This window comes from Clavibacter tessellarius (genome assembly GCF_001618005.1).
GTDB classification, from domain to species: domain Bacteria; phylum Actinomycetota; class Actinomycetes; order Actinomycetales; family Microbacteriaceae; genus Clavibacter; species Clavibacter tessellarius_A.
Genome location: NZ_LQXA01000035.1, coordinates 126916 through 149285 on the forward strand (window position 1 = coordinate 126916; position 22370 = coordinate 149285).

The 22370-nt window shown below is 73.5% G+C and carries 17 protein-coding genes and 1 pseudogene; 6 read left to right on the forward strand and 12 right to left on the reverse strand.

Annotation, left to right across the window (positions count from 1 at the left end; all coding sequences use genetic code 11):
* Positions 1-13: 13 nt before the first annotated feature.
* On the forward strand, positions 14-2485 hold the full coding sequence (locus tag AWH51_RS09550; RefSeq protein WP_063071838.1) for a DEAD/DEAH box helicase: 2472 nt from the start codon (positions 14-16) through the stop codon (positions 2483-2485).
* On the forward strand, positions 2482-4080 hold the full coding sequence (gene lnt, locus AWH51_RS09555) for an apolipoprotein N-acyltransferase (protein ID WP_175345502.1): 1599 nt from the start codon (positions 2482-2484) through the stop codon (positions 4078-4080). Before AWH51_RS09550 ends, lnt begins: the two co-directional genes overlap by 4 nt.
* Before the next feature lie 87 nt (positions 4081-4167).
* Here the strand turns inward: lnt and AWH51_RS09560 are convergent, their stop codons facing one another.
* Together AWH51_RS09560 and AWH51_RS09565 are read right to left on the reverse strand one after the other, a co-directional pair.
* A complete protein-coding gene (locus AWH51_RS09560) occupies positions 4168-4533 on the reverse strand; it encodes an RNA polymerase-binding protein RbpA (protein WP_063071839.1) in 366 nt (121 codons plus the stop codon).
* Positions 4534-4593: 60 nt separating this feature from the next.
* Positions 4594-5415, reverse strand: coding sequence for a glycerophosphodiester phosphodiesterase family protein (locus tag AWH51_RS09565; protein ID WP_063071840.1), 822 nt, complete (start codon positions 5413-5415; stop codon positions 4594-4596).
* Positions 5416-5590: 175 nt separating this feature from the next.
* Here AWH51_RS09565 and AWH51_RS09570 point away from each other — a divergent pair, with 175 nt between their 5' ends.
* The 3 genes from AWH51_RS09570 to AWH51_RS09580 are packed head-to-tail and all read left to right on the forward strand — an operon-like array spanning position 5591 to position 8979.
* Positions 5591-6370 (forward strand): SDR family oxidoreductase, encoded by a 780-nt coding sequence (locus AWH51_RS09570; protein ID WP_063071841.1) that lies wholly within the window; start codon positions 5591-5593, stop codon positions 6368-6370.
* Positions 6371-6421: 51 nt separating this feature from the next.
* The gene (locus AWH51_RS09575) at positions 6422-8509 is read left to right on the forward strand and encodes an alpha/beta hydrolase family protein (protein WP_063071842.1); all 2088 of its coding nucleotides are present in this window, start codon (positions 6422-6424) and stop codon (positions 8507-8509) included.
* A complete protein-coding gene (locus tag AWH51_RS09580; RefSeq protein WP_063071843.1) occupies positions 8506-8979 on the forward strand; it encodes an NUDIX hydrolase in 474 nt (157 codons plus the stop codon). The genes AWH51_RS09575 and AWH51_RS09580 overlap by 4 nt, the downstream gene beginning before the upstream one ends.
* A 61-nt stretch (positions 8980-9040) precedes the next feature.
* On the opposite strand, the gene AWH51_RS09585 is transcribed toward AWH51_RS09580, so the two are convergent.
* The 6 genes from AWH51_RS09585 to AWH51_RS09610 form a co-directional block, all read right to left on the reverse strand.
* Complete coding sequence (locus AWH51_RS09585; RefSeq protein WP_063071844.1) at positions 9041-10057, reverse strand: LacI family DNA-binding transcriptional regulator; 1017 nt, start codon at positions 10055-10057, stop codon at positions 9041-9043.
* A 35-nt stretch (positions 10058-10092) separates the two neighbouring features.
* Positions 10093-11022, reverse strand: coding sequence for a carbohydrate ABC transporter permease (locus AWH51_RS09590; protein WP_217491915.1), 930 nt, complete (start codon positions 11020-11022; stop codon positions 10093-10095).
* The gene (locus tag AWH51_RS09595; RefSeq protein ID WP_081235020.1) at positions 11019-11981 is read right to left on the reverse strand and encodes a carbohydrate ABC transporter permease; all 963 of its coding nucleotides are present in this window, start codon (positions 11979-11981) and stop codon (positions 11019-11021) included. Before AWH51_RS09595 ends, AWH51_RS09590 begins: the two co-directional genes overlap by 4 nt.
* A gap of 74 nt (positions 11982-12055) precedes the next feature.
* On the reverse strand, positions 12056-13372 hold the full coding sequence (locus tag AWH51_RS09600; protein WP_063071845.1) for an extracellular solute-binding protein: 1317 nt from the start codon (positions 13370-13372) through the stop codon (positions 12056-12058).
* Positions 13369-15531: a glycoside hydrolase family 36 protein gene (locus AWH51_RS09605; RefSeq protein WP_063071846.1), complete on the reverse strand. Its 2163-nt coding sequence runs from the start codon at positions 15529-15531 to the stop codon at positions 13369-13371. The genes AWH51_RS09600 and AWH51_RS09605 overlap by 4 nt, the downstream gene beginning before the upstream one ends.
* 71 nt (positions 15532-15602) lie before the next feature.
* A complete protein-coding gene (locus tag AWH51_RS09610; RefSeq protein ID WP_063071948.1) occupies positions 15603-18302 on the reverse strand; it encodes a CBM35 domain-containing protein in 2700 nt (899 codons plus the stop codon).
* 484 nt (positions 18303-18786) lie between these two features.
* Here AWH51_RS09610 and AWH51_RS09615 point away from each other — a divergent pair, with 484 nt between their 5' ends.
* Entirely contained in the window at positions 18787-18993 is a 207-nt protein-coding gene (locus AWH51_RS09615; protein WP_063071847.1) for a hypothetical protein, read from the forward strand.
* Here AWH51_RS09615 and AWH51_RS15910 read toward each other — a convergent pair.
* The 4 genes and pseudogenes from AWH51_RS15910 to AWH51_RS09635 form a co-directional block, all read right to left on the reverse strand.
* Positions 18977-19183: pseudogene (locus AWH51_RS15910) on the reverse strand (universal stress protein); the annotation flags it as partial. The gene AWH51_RS09615 and the pseudogene AWH51_RS15910 sit on opposite strands and share 17 nt — an antisense overlap.
* A 224-nt stretch (positions 19184-19407) precedes the next feature.
* Entirely contained in the window at positions 19408-20715 is a 1308-nt protein-coding gene (locus AWH51_RS09625; protein ID WP_254654530.1) for an endo-1,4-beta-xylanase, read from the reverse strand.
* Positions 20716-20884: 169 nt separating this feature from the next.
* The gene (locus AWH51_RS09630; protein WP_081235030.1) at positions 20885-21682 is read right to left on the reverse strand and encodes a putative protein N(5)-glutamine methyltransferase; all 798 of its coding nucleotides are present in this window, start codon (positions 21680-21682) and stop codon (positions 20885-20887) included.
* 124 nt (positions 21683-21806) lie between these two features.
* Positions 21807-22232, reverse strand: coding sequence for a MarR family winged helix-turn-helix transcriptional regulator (locus tag AWH51_RS09635; RefSeq protein ID WP_063071850.1), 426 nt, complete (start codon positions 22230-22232; stop codon positions 21807-21809).
* Between the last annotated feature and the right edge of the window lie 138 nt (positions 22233-22370).

A 22370-nucleotide genomic window follows, 5' to 3' on the forward strand; every position in this document is an offset into this window, starting at 1 on the left:
GACTGGCGGCATCGTGACAGACCAGCTCTCGCCCGCCGAACGCTACGCCGCCTCCCGGAGCCGCCGCGGCCTGCCGCTCCTGGAGCAGTTCGCCAGCGGCCTGCGCTTCGACCTCGACCCGTTCCAGCGCGCCGCTGCCGCCTCGCTCGAGAACGGCCGCAGCGTGCTCGTCGCCGCGCCCACCGGCGCGGGCAAGACCGTGGTCGCCGAGTTCGCGGTGTTCCTCGCGATGCAGCGTCCGAGCGCCAAGATCTTCTACACGGCGCCGATGAAGGCCCTGAGCAACCAGAAGTACGCCGAGCTCGTCGCGGAGTACGGGCCGGACGAGGTGGGGCTCCTCACGGGCGACACGAACGTCAACAGCCGGGCGCGCATCGTCGTCATGACGACCGAGGTGCTGCGCAACATGCTCTACGCGGACTCCGACCTCCTCCGCGACCTCGCCTTCGTCATCATGGACGAGGTGCACTACCTCGCCGACCGCTTCCGCGGCGCCGTGTGGGAGGAGGTCATCATCCACCTGCCGCAGAGCGTGCGGATGATCTCCCTGAGCGCCACGGTCTCCAACGCGGAGGAGTTCGGCGACTGGCTGCAGGCCGTCCGCGGTGAGACCGACGTCATCGTCTCGGAGGATCGTCCCGTGCCGCTGGAGCAGCACGTCATCGTGCGGCACCGCATGGTCGACCTCTTCGACTCCTCCGGGCTCGCGGCCACGCATCGCGTGAACCCCGAGCTCGTCCGGATGACGCACGGCGGCGGCCGCGAGTCCGCCCGCGTGCGCGCCGGGCAGAGCCAGGGCCGCGGCCGCGGGGGAGCGGGCGGCGGTTCCGGACGACGCGCTCCGGGCCCCTGGGAGCGCGGGCGCATGGACCGGCCCGAGGTGGTCGCCCTCCTCGACGAGCGCAACCTCCTGCCGGCCATCTTCTTCATCTTCAGCCGCGCGGGCTGCGACGCCGCGGTCAAGCAGGTGCTCCGCGCGGGCGTCCGGCTCACGCACGCGGACGAGCGCGACGAGATCCGCGCCGTCGTGGAGGAGCGCTGCCGCACGCTGCGGGACGAGGACCTCGCCGTCCTCGGCTACTGGGAGTGGCTCGAAGGGCTCGAGCGGGGCGTCGCCGCGCACCACGCCGGGATGCTCCCCGCCTTCAAGGAGGTCGTCGAGGAGCTGTTCCAGCGCAAGCTCGTGAAGGCCGTGTTCGCGACCGAGACGCTGGCCCTCGGGATCAACATGCCCGCCCGCACGGTCGTGCTCGAGCAGCTGGAAAAGTTCAACGGCGAGGCGCGCGTGCCGCTGACACCGGGGGAGTACACGCAGCTCACGGGCCGCGCCGGCCGCCGCGGCATCGACGTCGAGGGCCACGCGGTCATCCAGTGGAAGGACGGGCTGGATCCGCAGGCCGTCGCCTCGCTCGCGTCCCGTCGCACGTACCCGCTCAACTCCAGCTTCCGGCCCACCTACAACATGGCCGTCAACCTGATCGACCAGTTCGGCCGCGAGCGCACGCGCGAGGTGCTCGAGTCGTCGTTCGCGCAGTTCCAGGCCGACCGGGCCGTGGTCGACCTCGCCCGCAAGGTCCGCACGCAGGAGGAGTCCCTCGCGGGCTACGAGAAGGCGATGGCCTGCCACCTCGGCGACTTCCGCGAGTACTCGGGCCTCCGCCGCGAGCTCAGCGACCTCGAGCGGGCCACCGCGGCGCGCGCCGACATGCAGCAGCCGGGCCAGCACGGCGAGCGCGACAAGCGCCAGCGCCAGCTCGCCGACCTCCGCCGCCGGATGAAGGCGCACCCCTGCCACGCCTGCAAGGACCGCGAGTCGCACGCGCGCTGGGCGGAGCGCTGGTGGCGGCTCAAGCGGCAGACGGATGCGCTGGGCCAGCAGATCCGCACGCGCACCAACGCCGTCGCGAAGGTCTTCGACCGGGTCACGGAGCTGCTCCTCTCCCTCGGCTACCTGAAGCGCGCCGTCGACGGCCAGGTGGCGCCGACGCCGAACGGGCGGATGCTGAAGCGCATCTACGGCGACCGCGACCTCCTCGTCGCCGAGTGCCTGCGGACGCAGGTGTGGGTCGACCTCGACCCCGCCGGGCTCGCCGCGATGGCCGCGTCGCTCGTCTACCAGCCGCGCCGCGACGAGGGCGACCGCAACGAGCGGAACCTGCCGCGCGGGGCGTTCCGGCCGGCGCTCGAGCGCACGGAGGAGATCTGGTCGCGGCTCGACGACGTGGAGCGCGAGCGCCGCCTCCCGACGACCGAGCCGCTCTCGACGGGCTTGTGCGCGCCCATGCACCGCTGGGCGCGCGGCGGCACCCTGGACGCCGTGCTCGACGAGGCCGACCTCGCCGCGGGCGACTTCGTCCGCTGGACCAAGCAGACCATCGACCTCCTCGACCAGCTGTCGATCGTCGCCGACGGCCCCGTCTCCCGGAACGCGCGCACGGCCCTCGACAGCATCCGGCGCGGCATCGTCGCGTACTCGTCGGTGTGACCGCGCTCGCCCGCGCGCCCCGACGGGAGCGCGCCGCCCACCCGCTCGTCGACGTCGACGTCGACGAGCCGCGCATCCGCCCGCCGCTGCCGCTCTGGGGTGCGATCCTGGCGGCCGCGCTGTCCGGCCCGGTCCTCGACGCCGCGTTCCCCGACCGGGGTCTGTGGCCGATGGTGTTCCCCGGCATCGCCCTCGTGCTCCTGGCGCTCCGGGGCCGGCGCGCGGGGCCGGCGTTCCTGATCGGGCTCGTGGCCGGACTGGCCTTCTACCTGACCCACATCGAGTGGGCGTCGCTCTACCTGGGACCCGTGCCGTGGATCGCCCTCTCGGCGCTGGAGTCGCTGTTCGTCGCCACGGGCGCCGCGGTCATCGCCACGGCGTACCGCTGGATCCCCCGCGCGTTCCCCAGGGTGGCGGGACGGGTCGTGCTCCTGCCCGTGGCCGTCGCGGGCCTCTGGACGGCGCGCGAGGCGATCTCCGCGGTGTGGCCGTACGGCGGCTTCGCGTGGGGGCGCGTCTCGCTGTCCCAGTCCGAGGGCCCGTTCGCGCACCTCGTCACCTGGCTCGGCCTGTCCGGTCTGTCCTTCGTCCTCGTGCTCCTGGTGGCGCTGCTGCTCGAGCTGGCGGCCGAGGAGCGCGTCCGGCGGTCATCCCGTGCGCTCGTGGCCGGGATCGCCGTCGCTCTCGTGCTGGTCGTGCCCGCGTTCCCGGTGACGACCACCGGGACGACGCGCGTCGCCGCCGTGCAGGGGAACGCCAAGGCCGGGTACTTCGACGGCGCGCGCTACGGCGACATCCTGCGCGCGCACCTCCGGGCGACGGAGGAGATCCCGTCCGACGCGGGCGTCGACATGGTCGTGTGGCCCGAGAACGCGGCCGACGCGGATCCGCTGCGCGACCCCGGATCGGCCGCCGCGCTCGACCGCGTGGTGGCCCGTCTCGGCGCGCCGCTCGTCGTCGGCACCGTGACGGAGCGCGACGGCCGCTTCTACAACGAGTCGCTCGTGTGGACGGGGGGTCGGGCGACCGACCACTACGACAAGAAGCACCCCGTGCCGTTCGGCGAGTACGTGCCCGACCGCGCGTTCTGGGAGCCGTTCGCGCCCGACCTCATCGGCCTCATCCAGCGCGAGTACACGCCGGGGACGACCGACCAGGTCATGGACGCCGCGGGCGTGACCGCGGGCATCGCCATCTGCTTCGACATAGTCGACGACCAGCTCACGACCGACATGGTGCACGAGGGCGCGGACCTCATCCTCGCCCAGTCGAACAACGCCGACTTCGGCCGCACCGACGAGAGCGTGCAGCAGCTGGCCATCGCCCGGATGCGCGCGCTCGAGACCGGCCGCAGCGTCGTGAACATCTCGACCGTGGGCACGAGCGCCGTCGTCGGCCCGGACGGCCGCGACCTCGACCGCCTGCCGTGGTTCACCGCCGGCTCGATGGTGGTGGACGTGCCGACCGCGGACGTCGTGACGCCCGCGATCCTCGTGGGCCGCGACATCGAGTGGCTCGTCTCGGGGCTCGGCCTCGGAGCCCTCGCGGTCGCCGGTCTGGCGCTCGGGCGCCGCGGGCGACGCGCGGCGCGCTGACCCGGCCGGCGACGACGGCCCGGACGCACGAGAGCCCCCGGCCGAAGCCGGGGGCTCTCATGACGCGCCGCGATCGGAGGGCGCGGGTCAGGCGCCGATGCGCTGCTGTCCGCGCCGGGCGCGCAGGACGGCGAGGCGCTCCTCGAGGAGCTCCTCCAGCTCGGCGCGCGTGCGGCGCTCGAGCAGCATGTCCCAGTGGCTGCGGGGGATCTTCGCCTCGACCTCGTCGTGGGCCACGGGCGCGCCCTCCGAGTCGAGCAGGCGGCCCTCCTGGCCGCTCTTCGGCGACTCCCACACCTCGGGGACCTCGGCGTCCGCCGAGAACACGACCTCGAACGTGGTGCCGTCGGCCGTGCGGTAGGTCTTCCTCTGCCGGGGGGAGAAGCTCACGCCCTCCTCGCTCTGCAGGCTCGTGGAACCGAGCCGCATCCCGCGCAAGCTGCGATCTGCCATGGTGGTCTCCTCTCGCGATGCACTCCCCGTTGTAAACCGCGCGGCTGAGAGGATCCTTTCTCAGGACGTCCGGTTCCCAGGCGAATCCCAGTCCCTGGCTCGCAATTCGGCGACGGCCCGCTCCGGCCTGTCCGTCACGATCCCGTGCACCCCTGCTCTGACCAGGCGGATCATCTCCGCAGGGTCGTCCACCGTCCACACGTGCACCTCGCGGACCACGCGCGCCAGTCCGCGGACCATGGCGGGGGATGTGGTGCGGATCCCCAGGACCGTGCGCGGCATCTGCACGGCGTCGATCCCGCGGAGGGCCGCGCGGACGACACGGGAGAGGCCGAGCCGCGCTCCGAGCACCGCGATGACGAGGCGCAGGGCGTCGGCCGACGTCGCGACGCCCGGCAGGAGCGCGACCGCGCGCCTCCGCCGCGGTCCCGAGAAGGAGGTGACGAGCACGCGCTCCACGGCGTCGGCCGCGAGGATCTCGCGCGCGACCGCAGCGGGTGCCGAGCGCCCCTTCACGTCGACGTTGACGCGCGCCGACGGCAGCGCGCGGAGGAGCTCCGCCAGGGTCGTGACGCGGGCCCCCGACCCGAGGTCGATCCCGCGCAGCTCGGCCAGGGTCATGCGCTCGACGCGGCGCCGGTCGCCCGTGAGCCGACGGAGGTCGGCGTCGTGCCACAGCACGCACGCGCCGTCCGCCGTGACGCGGGCGTCGGTCTCGAGGTGCGTGATCCCGGCGTCCCACGCGGCGCGGAAGGCGCCGAGGGTGTTCTCGACCGTTCCGGGTCGGATGCCGCCGCGGTGGGCGAGCACGCGGGGGAGCGCGTCGTCGAGGTAGCGGACGGGGCGCGCGGCGCCGGGAGCGTCGTGGGGGAGGTGCGCCATGGCCCGTGCCGTCCCCCCTCGCCGCCTCACCCGAACCTAGACCCGAGCGCGCGGGCCCGTTGGTAGGCTCTCAGGCGCCGTCGGCGTGGTGCCCAGCCCGCCCGTCGGAGTCCCGGCAGCAGCCGGATGACCCGTCGCGCGCCCACGGGTGCGCACCTTCGAGGAGGAGACCCCTGTGAGCACCGTCGACGAGATCCGCCCGTTCGCCCCCGACGAGCTGCGCGGTCGGCGCGCCCTCGTGACGGGATCCTCCCGCGGCATCGGCGCCGACACGGTCGCCTACCTCGCCGGCGCCGGCGCGGACGTGGTCGTCAACTACCGCAACAAGGCGGCCCGCGCCGAGAAGCTCGTCGCGAAGCTGACCGAGGGCGGGTCGAAGGCCGTCGCGGTCGGGGCCGACCTGACGGACCCGGCGTCGGTGGACGCGCTCATGGCGACGATCCGCACCGAGCTCGGCGGGCTCGACGTGCTCGTGCTCAACGCGTCCGGCGGCATGGAGAGCGGCATGGCCGAGGACTACGCCATGACCCTCAACCGCGACGCGCAGCTGAACGTGCTCCGGAGCGCCCTGCCGCTCCTGACCGACGGCGGCCGGGTCGTATTCGTCACGAGCCACCAGGCCCACTTCATCCGCACCACCGAGACCATGCCCGAGTACGAGGCGGTCGCCCGCAGCAAGCGCGCGGGGGAGGACGCCCTGCGCGAGCTCATCCCCGAGCTCGACGCCCGCGGCATCGGCTTCGTCGTCGTCTCGGGCGACATGATCGAGGGCACCATCACGGCCACGCTCCTCGGCCGCATGAACCCGGAGGCCATCCAGGAGCGCAAGGAGGCATCCGGCGGCCTCTACAACGTCTCGCAGTTCGCGGCCGAGGTCGCGCGCGCGGTGGTCGACCCGATCCCCGCGGACCACCTCCGCCTCGTGGGCGACACGAGCAGCTTCCGTCCCGAGTGAGGCGGCCGCGCGGCCCGTGGCCGGCGGCGGGCGCGGGCTAGGCTCGGGGCGATGAAGACCACGGATCTCGACCTCCTCACCTCCGTCTCCCGCCCCGCCGTCTCGCCCGACGGCCGCCTGGCCATCGCGTCCGTGACGCGGCCGCGGGTGCATGCCGACGCGTACACCGGCCAGCTGTGGGAGGTGGCGATCGACGGATCCGTGCCGCCGCGCCGCATCACGCGCGGGTTCCGGGACACGGCGCCCCGCCTGTCGCCCGACGGCGCCGTGCTGGCGTTCCTGCGCGCGGAGCCGAAGGGCCCGCCGCAGCTGCACGTGGTCCGCGCCTCGGGCGGCGAGCCCGTCGCCGTGACCGACGAGCTGCTCGGGGTCGGCGCGTACGACTGGGCGCCGGACGGGACGCGCATCGTGTACGCGGCACGTGTCGCCGAGCCCGGCCGGTACGGGAGCGTCGAGGGCGTCTCCTCCGCGGCCGAGCCCGCCCGGCGGATCACGACCACGAAGTACCTCGCCAACGGGCTCGGCTGGTCGACCGACCGGCACGTGCAGCTCCACCTCGTGGAGGTCCCGGACCTGGACGCCGAGCCGTTCGCGGCGGCGGTGCCGTCGGGGTACCCGGACGCCGCGGATCCGGCCGTGCGCGGCACGGGCGCGGACGCCACGCCGTCGGCCGCCGAGCGCGCCGGGGTGCCGCCCGTCGTCCGGCTCACCGACGAGCCGGTGGACCACGGATCCCCGCGCTTCTCCGCCGACGGGTCCGAGGTCCTCTTCGTCGCCTCGCGGCACGAGAGCCGCGACGACGACCTGCTCGCCGGCGCCTACGCCGTGGCGGTGCCCGCCCGCGGCGCGGCCCCGTCGGGCGTGGCCGAGGTGCGCACGGTCGTCTCGCACGAGGCCGGGCTGGGCATCGGCGAGGCGGTCGCCGTGGCCGGGGGCCGCGTCTTCCTGCTCGCCCAAGACCTGGGGGAGAGCGGCGTCGACTTCGTCGCGCGCAACACGTCCCTCTACGTGCTCGATCCCGGCGACGCCGCCCCGCGCGTCCTCACGGACGCGGAGACGACCGATCTCGGCGGCAGCGACATCACCGTGCTCGACCGGGACGCCGTGCTCGTCCTCAACGCCTCGCGCGGGACCGTGCAGCTGCTGCGCGTCGACACGGACGGGGCCGTCGAGGCCCTCGTCGACGACCAGGTCGAGGTCACGGGGGTCGGCGTCGGGGGAGCGACCATCGTGGTCTCCCTGACGGATCCGCGCACGCACGGCGACCTCGCGCTCGTCCGCGACGACCGCGCGCCCGACGCGAGCTCGGCCCTCGTCCCGCTCACCGACTTCTCCGCCTCGCTCCGCGAGCGCGGCATCCGTCCGCTGCACGAGCTCGTGGTCGACGGCCGCGACGGATACCCCGTGCACGGCTGGGTCGTGCTGCCGGAGGGGGAGGGGCCGCACCCGGTCCTCCTCGTGATCCACGGCGGACCGTACGCGGCCTACGGCGTGCACCTGTTCGACGAGGCGCAGGTCTACTCCGACGCCGGCTACGCCGTCCTCCTGTGCAACCCGCGCGGCGCCGCCGGGTACGGGCAGGCGCACGGACGCGTCATCAAGGAGCGGATGGGCACGGTCGACATGCACGACGTGCTCGACTTCCTCGACGGCGCGATCGCGGTGCACGAGTCCCTCGACGGATCGCGCACCGGCATCATGGGCGGGTCGTACGGCGGCTACCTCACGGCCTGGACCATCGCGCACGAGCACCGCTTCCAGGGCGCGATCGTGGAGCGCGGCTTCCTCGACCCGGAGCTCTTCACCGGCACGTCCGACATCGGCACGTTCTTCGGCGAGGAGTACACGGGCCATGACGAGGAGACGCGTCGCGCGCAGAGCCCGCAGGCGTCCGCGCACCAGGTGCGCACGCCCACGCTCGTCGTCCACTCCGAGGACGACCTGCGCTGCCCGCTGTCGCAGGCCGAGCGGTACCACCTCGCGCTGGTGCGCGCGGGCGTCGAGACCGAGATGCTCGTGTTCCCGGGCGAGGACCACGAGCTGAGCCGCTCGGGCCGCCCGCGGCACCGCGTGCAGCGGTTCGAGGCGATCCTCGAGTGGTGGGCGCGGCACCTGCCCGTCGGCGGAGGCACCCGATGAGCGACGGCGAGGTCGTGCGGCACGTCCGCGACACCGCGCGGATCCTGCTCGTCGACGAGCGCGACCGCCTGCTGCTCTTCCTCACGAACTACTCCACGGACGTGGACCTGCCGCCGCGCTGGCTGACGCCCGGCGGCGGGATCGACCCGGGCGAGACGCCGGCCGTCGCGGCGCGCCGGGAGCTGTTCGAGGAGACCGGGATGCGCGTCGACTCCGTGGGCGAACCCGTCTGGGAGCACGACTACGCGCGCAACCGGATCGACGGCGGACTCGACGTCGGCCACTCGACGTTCTACCTGGTGCGGACGGAGGCGTTCGCGCCCGTGTCGGACAACTGGATGCCCGACGAGTTCGACGACATCCACGCGCACCGCTGGTTCACGCTCGACGAGCTGGCGTCGACCGAGGATCCGGTCGAGCCGGCGGAGCTCGTCGAGGTCGCGCGCAAGGTGCTGTCCACCCGGTCGTGATGCGGCCCGGAGGGCGTTCCCTCCGCGCGACGCCGTCGCCTGTCCCGCCCGGCGGGGAGCGCTAGCGACGCCGCGGGGCCGGCCCCGTGCTCTCGCGCGCGACGACGACCGCCTCGTCCGTGGTGAGCGGCGCGGTCGGCTCTCCCGCCATCAGGGACTCCAGCTGCCCGAAGGCGCGGGTGCCGAGGGCGGCGAAGTCCTGGCGTGCGGTCGTGAGGGCAGGCGAGAAGAGCTGGGCGATCGGGTGGTCGTCGAAGCCCGCGACGCTGACGTCGGCTGGGACGGCACGGCCCTCGTCGGCGAGGCCGCGGATGACGCCCATGGCGATCTCGTCGTTGCCGCACAGGACGGCCGTCACGTCCTCGTGGGCGAGCTGTCGGCCGATCGCGCGGCCTGACGCCGGCTCCCACGTGGCGTCGTGGATCGTCGGCTCCTCGATGCCGCTCTCGGCGAGGGTCCGGCGCCACCCGGTCGTGCGGCCGTCCTCCTTGCCGGACGGGGGCACGCGCACGTAGTGGACGGTGCGGTGCCCGAGCTCGAGCAGGTGACGGGTGAGCGCCGCGGATCCCGCGGCCTCGTCGATGACGGCCTGCGGGACGGCGGCGGCGATCTCGCCGGAGATGGCGACGGTGGGCAGGGACGACGGGACGGCGGCGAGGGCGGCGACGCCCTGGGGGTCGAACTTCAGCACGACGACGCCGGCGACCGCCTGCTGGAGCGCGAAGTCGACCGCCGTGCCGACCTCCTCCGGGTCCACCGAGTCGACGACCGTGATGCTCACGAGGTACCCGGACGCGCGTGCGCTCACCTCGATCCCGCGGAGGGTCTCGGCGTAGCCGTAGCGCGAGGTGCCGCCGGACAGCACGGCGATGACCCGGGACCGCCCGTTGGCCAGCGCCCGGGCGGCCGGGTTCGGGCGGTAGCCGAGCTCCTGGATCGCCTTCCGCACCCGCTCCGTCTTCTCGGCGCTCACGCGCGCGGCGCCGGTGATCACCCGGGACACGGTGGGCGCGGAGACGCCGGCGACGCGGGCGACGTCGTCGAGGTTGGCGGGTCGGCCGGCGGGGACGGTGGGCATGATCCCCTCACCATATGGCGGGACGACCGCGGCGGTCACTTGACGGCGCCACTGGTGATGCCCGCGATGATCTTGCGCTGCATGACCATGAAGGTGACGAGCAGCGGCAGGCTCATCACGATGACGTAGGCGAAGATCAGGTGCCAGTTCTGCAGGTAGAGCCCGCTCGAGGCGACCTGGAAGAGGTTGAGCGGGAGGGTGTCGAGACGCCCGCCGACCACGAACAGCGCGTAGAAGACGTCGTTCCAGACGTACAGGCAGATGAGGATCGTCGCGGTGGCCAGGGTCGGACCGAGCAGCGGCAGGATGATGCGGACGAACACGCGCACGGGTCCGGCGCCGTCGACGCGGGCCGCCTCCTCCAACTCGACCGGGATCGTGCGGACGAATCCGGTGACGAAGAAGACGACTGTCGAGAGGTACATGCCCATGTACACGGCGATCATGCCCTCCGGCGTGCCCGCGAGCCCGATCTGGCGCAGCAGCAGCACGATCGTGACGACGGCCGGCGGGAGCACGATGCCGCTGATGGACAGGGCGTAGACGACCGCCATCACGCGGCTCGAGCGGCGGGCGAGGACCCACGAGGCCATGGATCCCAGCAGCAGCACCCCGAGCACCGAGGGGACCATGACGAGCAGGCTGCCGAGGAAGGCCGGGAGCATGCGGCCGTCGGCGACCACGGTGGCGACGTTCTCGAGCAGCTGCCACCGGGAGGGCGGTGCGAGGTCCGGTCGCAGCGCCTCGGCCTGGTCCTTGCCTGCCGTGACGACGACCATCCAGAACGGGATGCCCAGGAGGATCACGACGAGGGCGATCGCCGCGAGGGGCTGGAGGATCGGACGTCGAGGCCGCCGGGCGCCCCGCCGTCGCGGAGCGTCCGCGCCCGGCCGCCCGGCGGCCGAGGACGCTCGCGGGTCGGACGGGGCCCCGAGGGTCGGGGAGGCGGCGGCGGAGACGTTCACGAGAGCACGTCCTCTCTCGTGCGCAGGATGCGGATGACCGGGAAGGCGAGCACCGCGACCATGAGGAAGAGCGCGAGGCTCATCGTCGTGGCCTGGGCGAAGAGCCCCTGCCCGAAGGTGCGGAAGATGAAGATGTCCAGGAGCTCCGTGGTGCCGCCCGGGCCGCCCCCCGTGGTGGCCTGCACCACGTCGAAGCCGTTCATGGATCCGAGCAGCGAGGTGGCGACGTTGAACGTGACCGCGGGCGCGAGGAGCGGGAAGCGGATGGTGCGGAAGGTGGCCCACCAGCCGGCGCCGTCGAGGCGGGCGGCCTCGAGGACGTCGCCGCTGATGGTCTTGAGGCCGGCGAGGTAGATGAGCATCGAGAGGCCCATCCACTTCCACGCGTGGATGAGGGCGACGACGACGATGGTCCAGGTGGTGCTGCCGAGCCATGCGGTCGTGACCGGGGTGCCCGTGACGGCGCCGAGGATCGCGTTCACTGCGCCGTCGGGCTTGAGGAGCGCCTGGAAGACGTAGCCGACGGCCAGGGCGGACATGACGACGGGGACGAAGAACGCGACGCGCGCCATGCGGTTCACGCGGGTGTCCGCCTCCAGGACGAGGGCGAGCACCAGCCCGGAGAGGTTCTGGAGGACGGCCACGAGGACGGCGTACACGAGCGTGATCCGGAGGCCTCCGACGAGGCTGCCGTCGGCGAGCAGGGAGGCGAAGTTGTCCGTGCCGACGAACGCGATGCTCGACTTGTAGCTCGACCAGTCCGTGAACGCGTAGACGAAGTCGAAGGCGGTCGGGATGAGGAAGAACACCACGAGCACGACGAGGGCGGGGACGAGGAACCACGCGGGGTGGTCGTGTGACCGGCGGCGGGTCGTCCCGCCGCGTCGGCCGGCGGCGGGCGGAGGGGTGGCCGATGGCCGCGCGGTCGGGGCGCGGAGTGCGGTCGGGGATGCGGTCATGGGGGCTCCTCGAGGATGCGGGGACGAGGCGGCGCGCGGCCGCCCCGTCGGGGACGTGCGGAGGGGAGGGGCGGCTAGAAGCCGGTGGCGCCCTGCGCCTTGGCGAGCTCGGCGAACTGCCGCTGGGTGGCCTCCGCGACCTCCTGGGGCGTCATCGTCCCCTGCAGCATGTCGGCGAGGTCGAGGTAGAGGTCCGGGTTGGCGATGGCGAGCACCTGCATGGATCCCACGGCGTCGGGGACGGACGCGGCCGCGGCCCGGAGCGCCTCGGGTACGTCGGACGGGGTGTCCACCCCCGTGAGGACCGGCACGGTCGACTGGTCCTGGACGAAGGCGGGGTAGCTCTCGCCCATCCAGTAGGAGAGGAACTGGCGCGCGGCGGCCTCCCGCTTCGCGTCGCCGGTGCGGAACGCGACGAGCGCGTCGCTCTGGTCGGGGATGAAGGTGGCGACGTTGCCCGTGGGGGAGATGGGGAAGAAGCCGATCTTCTCGTTCAGCTCCGCGGTGTCGGCCTTGGCCTGGAGCTGCGTGAAGAAGCTGTTCACCTGCATGACCATGGCGGCGCGGCCGGACAGGAGGGCGTCGCCCTGGTCCTCGAAGGTGGCCGTCCGGATGTCGGAGTTGAACAGGCCCTCGTCGACGAGCCCCTGGTATCCGTCGATGGCGTCCTGGATGGTGGGATCGGTGAACTTCTCCTTCCCGGAGTCGACGCGGTCCCAGAGGCCGCCCTTCGCCGCGTCGGCGAGGGCGACGGACACCCACCACTGCGTGGCCCACTTGTCGCCGCCCATCTCGAAGAAGGGCGTGACGCCCCTGGCCTTGAGCTCGCGCGCGTCGGCGAGGAACTCGTCCCAGCCGGTCGGGGTCGTGGTGATGCCGGCGTCGGCCAGGACCTGCTTGTTGTAGTAGACGCCCTCGACGGCGGGGGTCGAGACGAGGGCGGCGTAGCGCGTGTCGTCGAGCACGCCGGTGATGCCGGCGTAGTCCGCGGCGTACGAGCCGAGCCACGGGGCGCCGTCGAGGGGCTGGAGGTGCTGCTTCGCGTTCAGCGCCGTGAGGCTCGATGCGGTGGGCTGCCAGAAGGCGAGGTCGGGCTCGTCGCCGGTCGCGACCTTGGTCTGGACCCCCTGCTCGTAGGGATCGGGGATGGTCTGCACCTCGACCTTCGCGCCGGTCGCCGCCTCGAAGCCCGCGACGACGCTGTCGGGGGTCTTCGTGCTGTTCTGCGCGGCCCAGATGGTCAGGGTCGTGCCGGTCAGGTCGGCGTCCTCGGCCGGCCAGGTGACGGGTCCGGCCGCGGGGCCTCCCGCTCCGGGGTCGCTGCAGGCGGTGAGCGCGAGGGCGGCGGTGAGGGCGAGTGCCGTCGCGCCGGTCTTCCAGGTGAGCTTCATCGGTCGTCCTTCGAGATGGGGTGATGCGGGGGAAGGGGGGTGAGGGAGAACGTGCGTGCGCCGACGGAGCCGGCGGGGGAGCGGACGGTGAGCGTGCCGACCTCGGCGTCCCACCGGGTTGGCCACCGGGCCAGCCGCCGCGGGAAGACGACGTCGACGTAGACCTCCCGGCCCCGGAGCGCGGGGAGCGCGAGCGCCTGCTCCCCGTCCGCGTCGCCGCGGTCCCAGACCGAGACGAGGGTGACGCGGTCGGTGGAGAGCGCGGCGCTGACTAACCGGTCCTCCCATCCGGGCAGCCCGGTGGGCCAGGAGGGCACGGCGTCGACGAGCTCGGGACGCAGGGACCGCGCGGCGGAGACGGCCTCGCGGACGAGGTCCAGCTGCTCGCCGTCCATCCGGTTGAGGTACCCGGACAGGAAGTAGCGGCCGAGCAGGCTCGTGACGAGGCAGAAGGCCGACTCCTCCTCCGTCATCGACGGCTGGGGGTAGGCCCAGCTCGCCGCCTGCTCGGGGAGCATCGACAGGGGGGCCGCCGCCGCGATGGGCGGATACAGCAGGAAGTCCTGCTGGTCGGAGGTGGATTGCGCCTGGACGCGGGATAGGATCGCCGGGTCGGCGCGCATGGCCCCGGAGGAGCAGGCCTCCAGGACGAGCTCGGGGTGGCGGTCGAGGACGCCGTCGAGCCAGGTCAGCACGGCGCGGGAGTGGCCGAGCAGGCCCGCGCCGGCGCTGGGGGCGTCGACGTCGGTCCCGGCGCCGGGGTCGGTGTTGTAGTCGAGCTTGAAGTAGCCGACCCCGAAGTCGCGCACGAGGCGGTCGACGACCTCGTCGAGGTGGGCGCGCGCTGCGGGGTGGCGGAGGTCGAGGTGCAGCCGCTCCTGCTCCTGGATCCGTCGGCCCGCGCGCTGGAGGAACGCGTCGTGGGGGAGGGACGAGGCGACGGGGCTCCGGACCCCGACGGACTCGGGCTCGAGCCACAGGCCCGGGACCATCCCGTGGGAGCGGATCCGGTCGGTGACCTCGGCGAGGCCGCCCGCGAACCGGACGCGCGACGGCTGCCAGGCGCCGACGCTCGGCCACCAGTCGCCTCCGTCGTCGTACCAGCCGGCGTCGATGCAGAACACCTCGGCTCCCACCGCCGCAGCGGCGTCGACGAGCGGGAGCAGCTTCTCGGTCGTGGGATCGCCGTCGAGGGTGTTCATGTAGTCGTTGAAGACGATGGCGGGGCGTGCGTCGTCCGGATGCGCTCGCCGCGTCGCGCGGCGGTGGCGCGTCAGCGCGGCGGCGGCCGCGTCGAGGTCGGCTCCGAGGGCGATGGTGACCGGCACGGTCGTGAAGGCCTCCCCGGGAGCGAGCGGCTGCTGCCACTGGTGGTCGACGTCGGTGGGGCCGGAGAGGGCGACGAACACGTCGTCGACGTGCTCGCCCACCTCCCAGCGCCACGGCCCGTTGTTCTCGACCTGCCACAGCCACGTCATCCCGCCCGCGGCGGAGACGGCGCCGCCGAGGGGGAGCGCGCCGCCGGTCGACCAGGTGCCCTGCGAGGTGCGCCGGACGGCCGATCGCGGGGTGTGGCCGGTCAGGTCCTGGTGGATGGCGGGCAGCTCGTCGCGCAGACGGGTCGTCGTCCACCGCCCTTCGCCCAGCCAGTCGCTGCGGCCCTGGAGGAGCGACCAGGCGTCGGCCGTCGGGAGCGAGCCGTCCCGGGATCCGAGGGCGTGGGCCCAGGAGCTGACGGAGTGGAGCGTGAGCGGCGCGTCTCCCGTGTTCTCGATCGTCGTGGACGCGCTGAACGCCGCGTGCCCCGCGGCGCGGAGGTGGAGGGTGCTCCGGATCCCGTCGGGGGAGTCGGAGACGAGGTCCAGGCCGCCGTCCGGCGTGGTGCGCGCGTGGGCGAGCCGGAGGGTCGTGCCGAGTCGCGACTGCACGAGGCGGGATCCGACGAGGGTGCGCCCGTGGCCGGCGGCGAGGACGTCCGTCACCGGGATGGCCCCGGGGATGCGCACCTCCACCCCCGCGGCACGGGCGCCCGCGAGGCGGACGGGCGCGTCCCCGTGTGCGAGCTCGAGGGTGAGGCCGGGGGTGCTCCAGCGGATCTCGCCGGGCGGCTGCGACGTCGTCCGATCGTCCCGGGGGAGCAGGAGGGGGTCGAGGGTCATGGGGTCCTTTCGTCCCGCGTGACGGGAGGGGAGCCGGCTGGCGGCCTCGCGGTCGCCGGCCGGCGCGGGCGTCAGCGGGAGGTGGTGACGGGCGAGCCGACGGCCTGCTTGGCGAGCGTGACCGTGTCGATGTCGGGGGCGTACGCGCTCGCGTTGCCGAGGGTCAGCGCGCCGCCCGCCGTGGTGAGGGTGACCGGCTGCGCGTAGTCCCAGAAGCTGCTCCAGGAGTAGTCGTGCCGTACGGTCACCCGCGCTCGGGCTCCGCCGGCCTCGGAGACGTCGACGAAGCGGCTGATCACCTGCGGGTTGTAGTTGATCGCGGCCGTCTTGTCGGCGTTGGCCGCGGAGAGGGTGAGGACGTAGTCGCCCGCCCCGAGCCCGGACGGGCGGGTCATCGTCGCCGTGTTGCCCGCTCCGCCGCCCAGGCTGCCCAGGACGCCGACCGCGCTCTGCGCGTCGGCCGAGCCGTTCGACCCGCTCGACGCCGGCAGGGTGCGGATCGCCGTGGCCCCGGCGCGGGCGAGCTGCTCGGCCTCGACGCGGACGGCGTTCCCCGGCGCGGTGTCCGCCGCCCGCTGGCTGGAGCCGCGGGTGGTCGTGATGTCGGTGACGGTCACCCCCGTCGACGAGGAGACGCCGATCTCGTTCACGCCCTGGGTCAGCCACACGCGGACCGTGGTGCTCCACGCGCCGGCCCCCGCCACGCTGCCTGCGGGCACCGACCGGTCGCCGACCCTCAGCCCGAGCGAGGACGCGCCCTCGGTCGTGTACCGCACGGCGACGTCGTGGTAGCCGCTCTCGGCCGCGGAGACGAAGAACGAGGCCGATGCCGATCCGCCGAGACGGGCACCGCCGTCCGCCGCGGCGCGGGGCTGCTGGTAGACGAGGCGGGCGCCGGATGCGAGGCGGGCCTCGGTCGCGGGATACGTCGTGGGCTCGCCATCGGTGGCGTCGCGCAGCTCGAAGCGGTCGAGCGTGACGGCGCTCCCCGGGAGCCGGGTCGTCCCGTCGCGGCTCGCCCGGAGCGAGAGCGAGTGGGTGCCGGCGCGGAGCGGGACGAGGACGTCGGTGCTGCCCCGGTACGTGGAGGACAGGTCGGCGGAGTACTTCACGAGCTGACCGAAGGCTCCGTCGACGAAGAGCGCGTGCTGTCCGGGTGCCTGGCCGGCGCCGGCGAGCACGGACAGGCGGTAAGTCCCGTCACGGGGCACGGTGACGTTCCACGTGGCCGAGGATCCGACCTGGTCGAACCCGCCGACGTCGCTCCCGCCGGAGGCCATGAAGGACCACTCGCGCGTGGGATCCTGCGCCTGGACGGTGGCGTCGTGGAGCGCGGTGGCCTCCGCCTCCACGCTGCTGACGAGCGAGGAGTCCACGGCGGGCCGCTGGGCGAGCGGCTTGGTGATCTGCACCTCGTAGGCGGAGTACCTGTCGCTGTTCGGGATGGTGAGGGTGGTCGCGCCGGAGGCGAGCGCGGCGCGGGTCGAGAGGACGACCGGGGGCTGCCGGGAGAGGCCCTCGGCGCCGTTCAGCCGCGCGGCGCGGACGACGACGTCGACGCTCGTGCCGAAGCTCGCCGGATCCAGGCCGGTCAGGTCGAGGCCGATGTCGGACGATCCGCCGCCGACGAGCACGGTCGCCTTGCCATCGGCGTCGTCGCGGGCCCCGATCGCCTGCACCGTGTCGGCGACGTCGGCCTTCGGGGGAGTGACCTTCACCGTGCGGCTGCCGGCGAGGTCGCCGTACCACTTGAACATCCACCAGCCGCCGTTGGCGCCGTTGCTCCGGGCGGAATTGTCGGAGAGGTTGCCGGCGTAGTTCCAGTAGGCGGTCTGCGCGTCGACCTTGCGGTCCTCGAACATCGAGAGCCACTGGACGAGCTGTCCGGGCACGCCCATGTCGCGGAGCATGCCGTACTCGGTGATGTCGACCGGGATGTCCGGCAGGCCGAGGTCGCGGAGGATCCCCTGGTACTGGTCGTCGTGCCCGCGGAATGTGGCGAGGTTCTGGGTCCCGAGCTCGTGCCAGATGAAGACGTCGGGGAGCTCGGACCTCTGCTTCGCGTACGCGAGCAGGTCGCGGCTGCGGTCGGCGCGCCAGACCGAGTCGCCGGGACCGCCGATCCTCGCCTTGCCGAGGCCGTGCGCCGCGTAGATCTGCTGGATCGCGTCGTACGCGGCAGACCAGTCGGCGAGGAACTGCGACTTCTGGTTCGCCCAGTCGGGGTACCAGTTGCCGCCGTCGGGCTCGTTGAACGGGATGAACACGTACTTCTCGGGGTGCTCGGACTTCGTGGCCACGGCCTCCACAGCCTTGCGGAGCAGGGGCAGGTAGTCCCACTCGCCGTCGCCGTTCGCGTCCCCGGGGCGCTTGCCGCCGTTGTAGGCCCAGTCGGGGTACTCGTCCTGGAGGTAGACGTACAGGTCCTTGCCGCCGGCGGAGAAGAAGCCGTGCTCGACGTCGAGGGCGTCGCCATCGGGGTGCTGGGTACCCTGCGGCGGCTTCTGCGACGTGTTGGTGACGTGGGCGCCGGCGAGGACGGCGGGCGACGGGGATCCGTCGTCGCCGAGCCCGTACAGCGTGCCCGTCGCACCGCCGCGGAAGGCGCCGGTGCTGGTGCCGAAGTCGACGGCCACGCGACTGGTCGCGGCGGATGCGGATGTGGGGGATGCGACCAGCGACGCGCCGGACAGCGCGAGCGACAGCGCGCCTGCGGCTGCGGTGCAGCCGAGCAGCGCCCGTCGGAGAGGGGACCGGGTGGACTTCGACAACGTGTGCACTCCTTCGTACTTCCTCTAGGCCATCACGACTCCGTGAAAGCGCTGTCACGGATCATGTCCGATGACGCGGAGGTGCGCAAGCGCTTTCACGGAACTTGCGCCGGTGTTCACCTGGATGGCCGCAGGCCGGCGTCGCACGACGCGGTGTCCCGGCGGGCGGCTCGGCTGGCGACCGCGCGGGGTGGCACACGACGTCCCGACGAACGACGTCCACCAGGCGCGTCGGCCTCGAAGCGATGGCGTGACGCAGGAGCCGTGTGGCCGGGCATCAGGAGTTCACGAGGCAGGCTGGCTCAACCCGCTCTCGCCCTGATCAACACCGCTGATAATGTACATTATGTCATATGAGGCGTAGTCGCGGCTCGGTCGGGGTGACCGGACCGCCCTCCTCGGCCCCAGCGGCCCCAGCGGCCACGGCGCGCTGCGGCCACGGCGCGCTGCGAGGCGACCGGCACCGGATGGTGGCGACCACCTCGTGACGCTGCGTGCACTGCGCTGGCGCTCCCGGCCGGGCCGCTCCGCGATGGACGGCGACGAGAACTTCACGCGCTGCGTCGACGACGTCCGCGACCGCAGGACGGTCATCGCGGTCGCCGGCCTCAGCATGCCCGCGCGCGGCGGGGAGCATCTCGCCCTCCCCCGCCGCGCTCGAGGCGACGCGCGGCTCAGCCCCGGGTGGTGACGAGCGACGGCGCGGGCGCGTCGGACGCGCGGCTCCCGTCGCCGAGGGCTTCCGCGCCGGCGCTGACCGGGTCCTCGTGCTCGACGAGCGGGGCGTGCATGACCAGCACGGGGCAGGCGGCGTGCTCGGCGCAGGCGGAGCTGACGGATCCGAGGAGGAGCCCGACGAAGCCGCCGTGGCCCCGGCTGCCCGCCCGGGGAGGACGGACGTCCGCGAGCGCGGACGCGGTGGTGCGGGGAATGCTCATCGTCGAACACCTTCCATGCGTTCCGACTCCGGTGTCGGATTCTCGCAACGTAGGCACCCCCTCCCCCCGGGGCAAGGTATCCGAAGACCTTCGTCGCATGAGGCGACGAACGCGGAGCGGCCCCCGTCCTCGGCGAGGACGGGGGCCGCTGCGGTGTCGGGCGGTGATCAGCCCTTCGGCAGGGGCGGGCGCGCCGGGAGCAGGCCCGGGTTCACGATGCCCCAGTACGCGGGCATCGCCTCCTGGTTGGTCCCGAACGGGAGCGGCTGCTCCCAGGGCTGGTCGATCGCCGGGCTGTGCAGCCAGGTGTGCGAGTTGTCGGATCCCCAGAAGGTGACCGAGTCGAGGTTCCCGGCCTCCTGCCGGATCATCGTGAACAGGTCCTTGTAGACCCAGCCCACGGCCGCGGCGGTGTCGTCCGGGTTCGAGTAGACCGGCGCCGTGTGGCTCCGATTCTGGCTGTCGCCGGTCGCGGCCGCCTGCGAGGCGCCGACGTCGAGCTCGGAGACGGCCTCGAGGAGCTTCGGGTCGATCGCCTTCACCGCGTGGATAGTGGTGCGGAGCTCCTCGATGTCGCTCCGGAGGCCGATGTGGCTCTGCTGCGACACGCCCTCGACCGGGATGCCGCGCTTCAGGAGGGCGGAGATGAGTCCGAGGTAGTCGGTGCGCTTGCTCGGCGAGTCGGTGTTGTACTCGTTGATGAAGAGCTTGACGCCCGGGAAGTACTTCTTCGCGAGCTGGAAGCCCTCGTCGACGAAGCCCTCGCCCAGCACCTGGAACCAGCGGGTGTCCTTCATGTGGTGCGGGTTGGCGTTGGGGCCGTCGTCGATGACCTCGTTGACGACGTCCATGGCCCAGATGGGGCTGTTCCCGTTCGGGTAGCGGGACGCGATGTGGTCGGAGATCGCCTTGACGTGGGCCTCCATGCGCGCCTTCAGCAGCGCCTGGTCGGCGGGGCTGTTCGTGAGCGGCCGACCGTTGTCGAGGAAGAACCACGCGGGCGTCTGCGGCATCCAGAAGTCGACGTGGAAGTACATCTTCATGCCGTGGGCGTCGGCGAAGTCCAGCAGACGGTCGATGCCGGAGAAGTCGAACTGGCCCTCGACGCGCTGGATGGCATCGGCCTTGCCCTCGTTCTCCGGGGTCATGGCGTTGAAGTGGCGGGCGATGAGGTCGGACGAGGTGCCCTGCACCTCACCGCTGCCCATGGCCACGCCGACGTGCTCGATGCCGGCGTCGCCGAGGACGTCCTTGAGGGCGGGGACCTGCATGCCGGGGACGGGCGTGCTGGGGGCGGCCGCGGAGGCGGAGGCGACGGGGACGCCGACGGCAGCCGCGGTGAGGACGGCGGCGGCCGCGGCGACGGCGGCGAGGCCGCGGCGGGGTCGGCGGCGGCGGAGCTCGGGATCGGGGTGGGACGGCGTCACGCGGACGGACGCCTCGGAGCGGGTGGAGCGGATGGGACGGGGAGTCACTGGTGCCTCTCGTGCGATGGATGGGACACAGGGACTCTAGGCAGGACCGCCCCGACGCCGCGCGGCTTGTTGACAGGTGCCAACGAGATCGGCGGCGGGTCACGGATGCGGGCGGTCCGTCGCCGTCGCCGTCGCGTGTCGCCGGCGGGTCGGCCGGTCCGCCGCCTGGTCAGCGCGGGCGGCGGCCGGTGACGACCCGGGTGCCGTCGTCCGCGTCGTCCTCGGGCGCGTCGATCCGCTCCACCCGCGCCTCGAGCCCGGCATCGGCGAACGCGGCGACGGCGTCGTCGAGCTGCGCGTCCGCGACCTCGACGAGGAGGATCCCGTCGGGCGCGAGCCAGGGGCCGCTCCCCCGCGCCACGCGTCGCAGCACGTCGAGCCCGTCGGGCCCGCCGTCGCGCGTCGCCTCCGGCTCGTGCAGGCGGGCCTCCGGCGGCATGAGGGCGAGCGCGGCACGCGGCACGTACGGCACGTTCGCGACGAGGACGTCGATCCGGCCCCGCAGGTCGTCCGGCAGGGCGTCCAGCAGGTCGCCGCGGTGCACGGTCGCGCGACGCGGCTCGAGGTTGCGGGCCGCGCAGGCGACCGCGACCGGATCCACGTCGGAGGCGTGGACCACGGCGCCGGGCACGTCGTCGGCGATCACGGCGGCGATGGCGCCGGATCCGCAGCAGAGGTCGACGACGACGGGTCGCCGTCTCCCCCGGGCCGCCGCCGCGGCGGCATGGGCCAGCCGCTCCGTCCGGCGGCGCGGGACGAAGACTCCGCGGTCGACGAGGATCCTCCGCCCGGCGAACTCCGCCCAGCCGATGACGGTCTCGAGCGGCTCGCCGGAGACGCGGGCGGTCGCCATCGCCTCGAGCTCCGCTGCCCGTGCCGCCAGGAGTCCGCGCGTCGCGGGGATCGACGGGGCCGTGGGGTCCGTGGGGCGCGCCGGATCCGGGTGGCGCTCGACGGACGCGGCCATGAGGAGCTCGGCCTCCTCCTCGGCGAAGACGCATCCCGCGGCCCGGAGGCGGAGCACGAGGGAGGCGAGGCCGGGAGCGTCGACGCGGCGGGCGTCGTCCGGCGTCGTCACGGTCGCCGCACGCTCAGGCGTCGCTGCCGAGGTGATCCAGCAGCGCGGCGACCCGGAGGAGCTCCTCGCCGCGCACCGGCGGGTGCGCGTGCTCCGCGGCCTGCACGAGCCACTCGGCGCGGGCGAGGTGCACCTCCGCGAGGAGCTGGCGCCCGCCGTCGGTGAGGCGCAGGAAGGATCCCGCGGCGTCCTGCGACTCGACGACGAAGCCCTTCTGCATGAGGCTCGCGAGGCTCGGGACGGTGGCCGCGCGTGCGGTGCGGGTGTCGAGCGCGAGCGACGTGCGGTCCATGCGCTCGGTGCCGGCCAGGCGGCGCAGGATGAGGATCTGCACGCCGGTGAGGCCGTCCCAGCTGGCGTCGACGGACGTGTCGATGCGCTCGGTCACGGCGCTCAGCGCGTGCGCGAGCCGGGTGTGCGGCTCGGTCGGGTCGGTCACGGGTGCTCCTCGGATGCGTGACCGCTCGCGCGTCGACCCCGCGGCTGCGGGTGGGCGGCGGGTGTCATGTCGTGATGCTCACGGTAGCGCCGGCGGGGGCCCCGCACGAGGGCGGATCCGGGATGCGACGCGGGACGA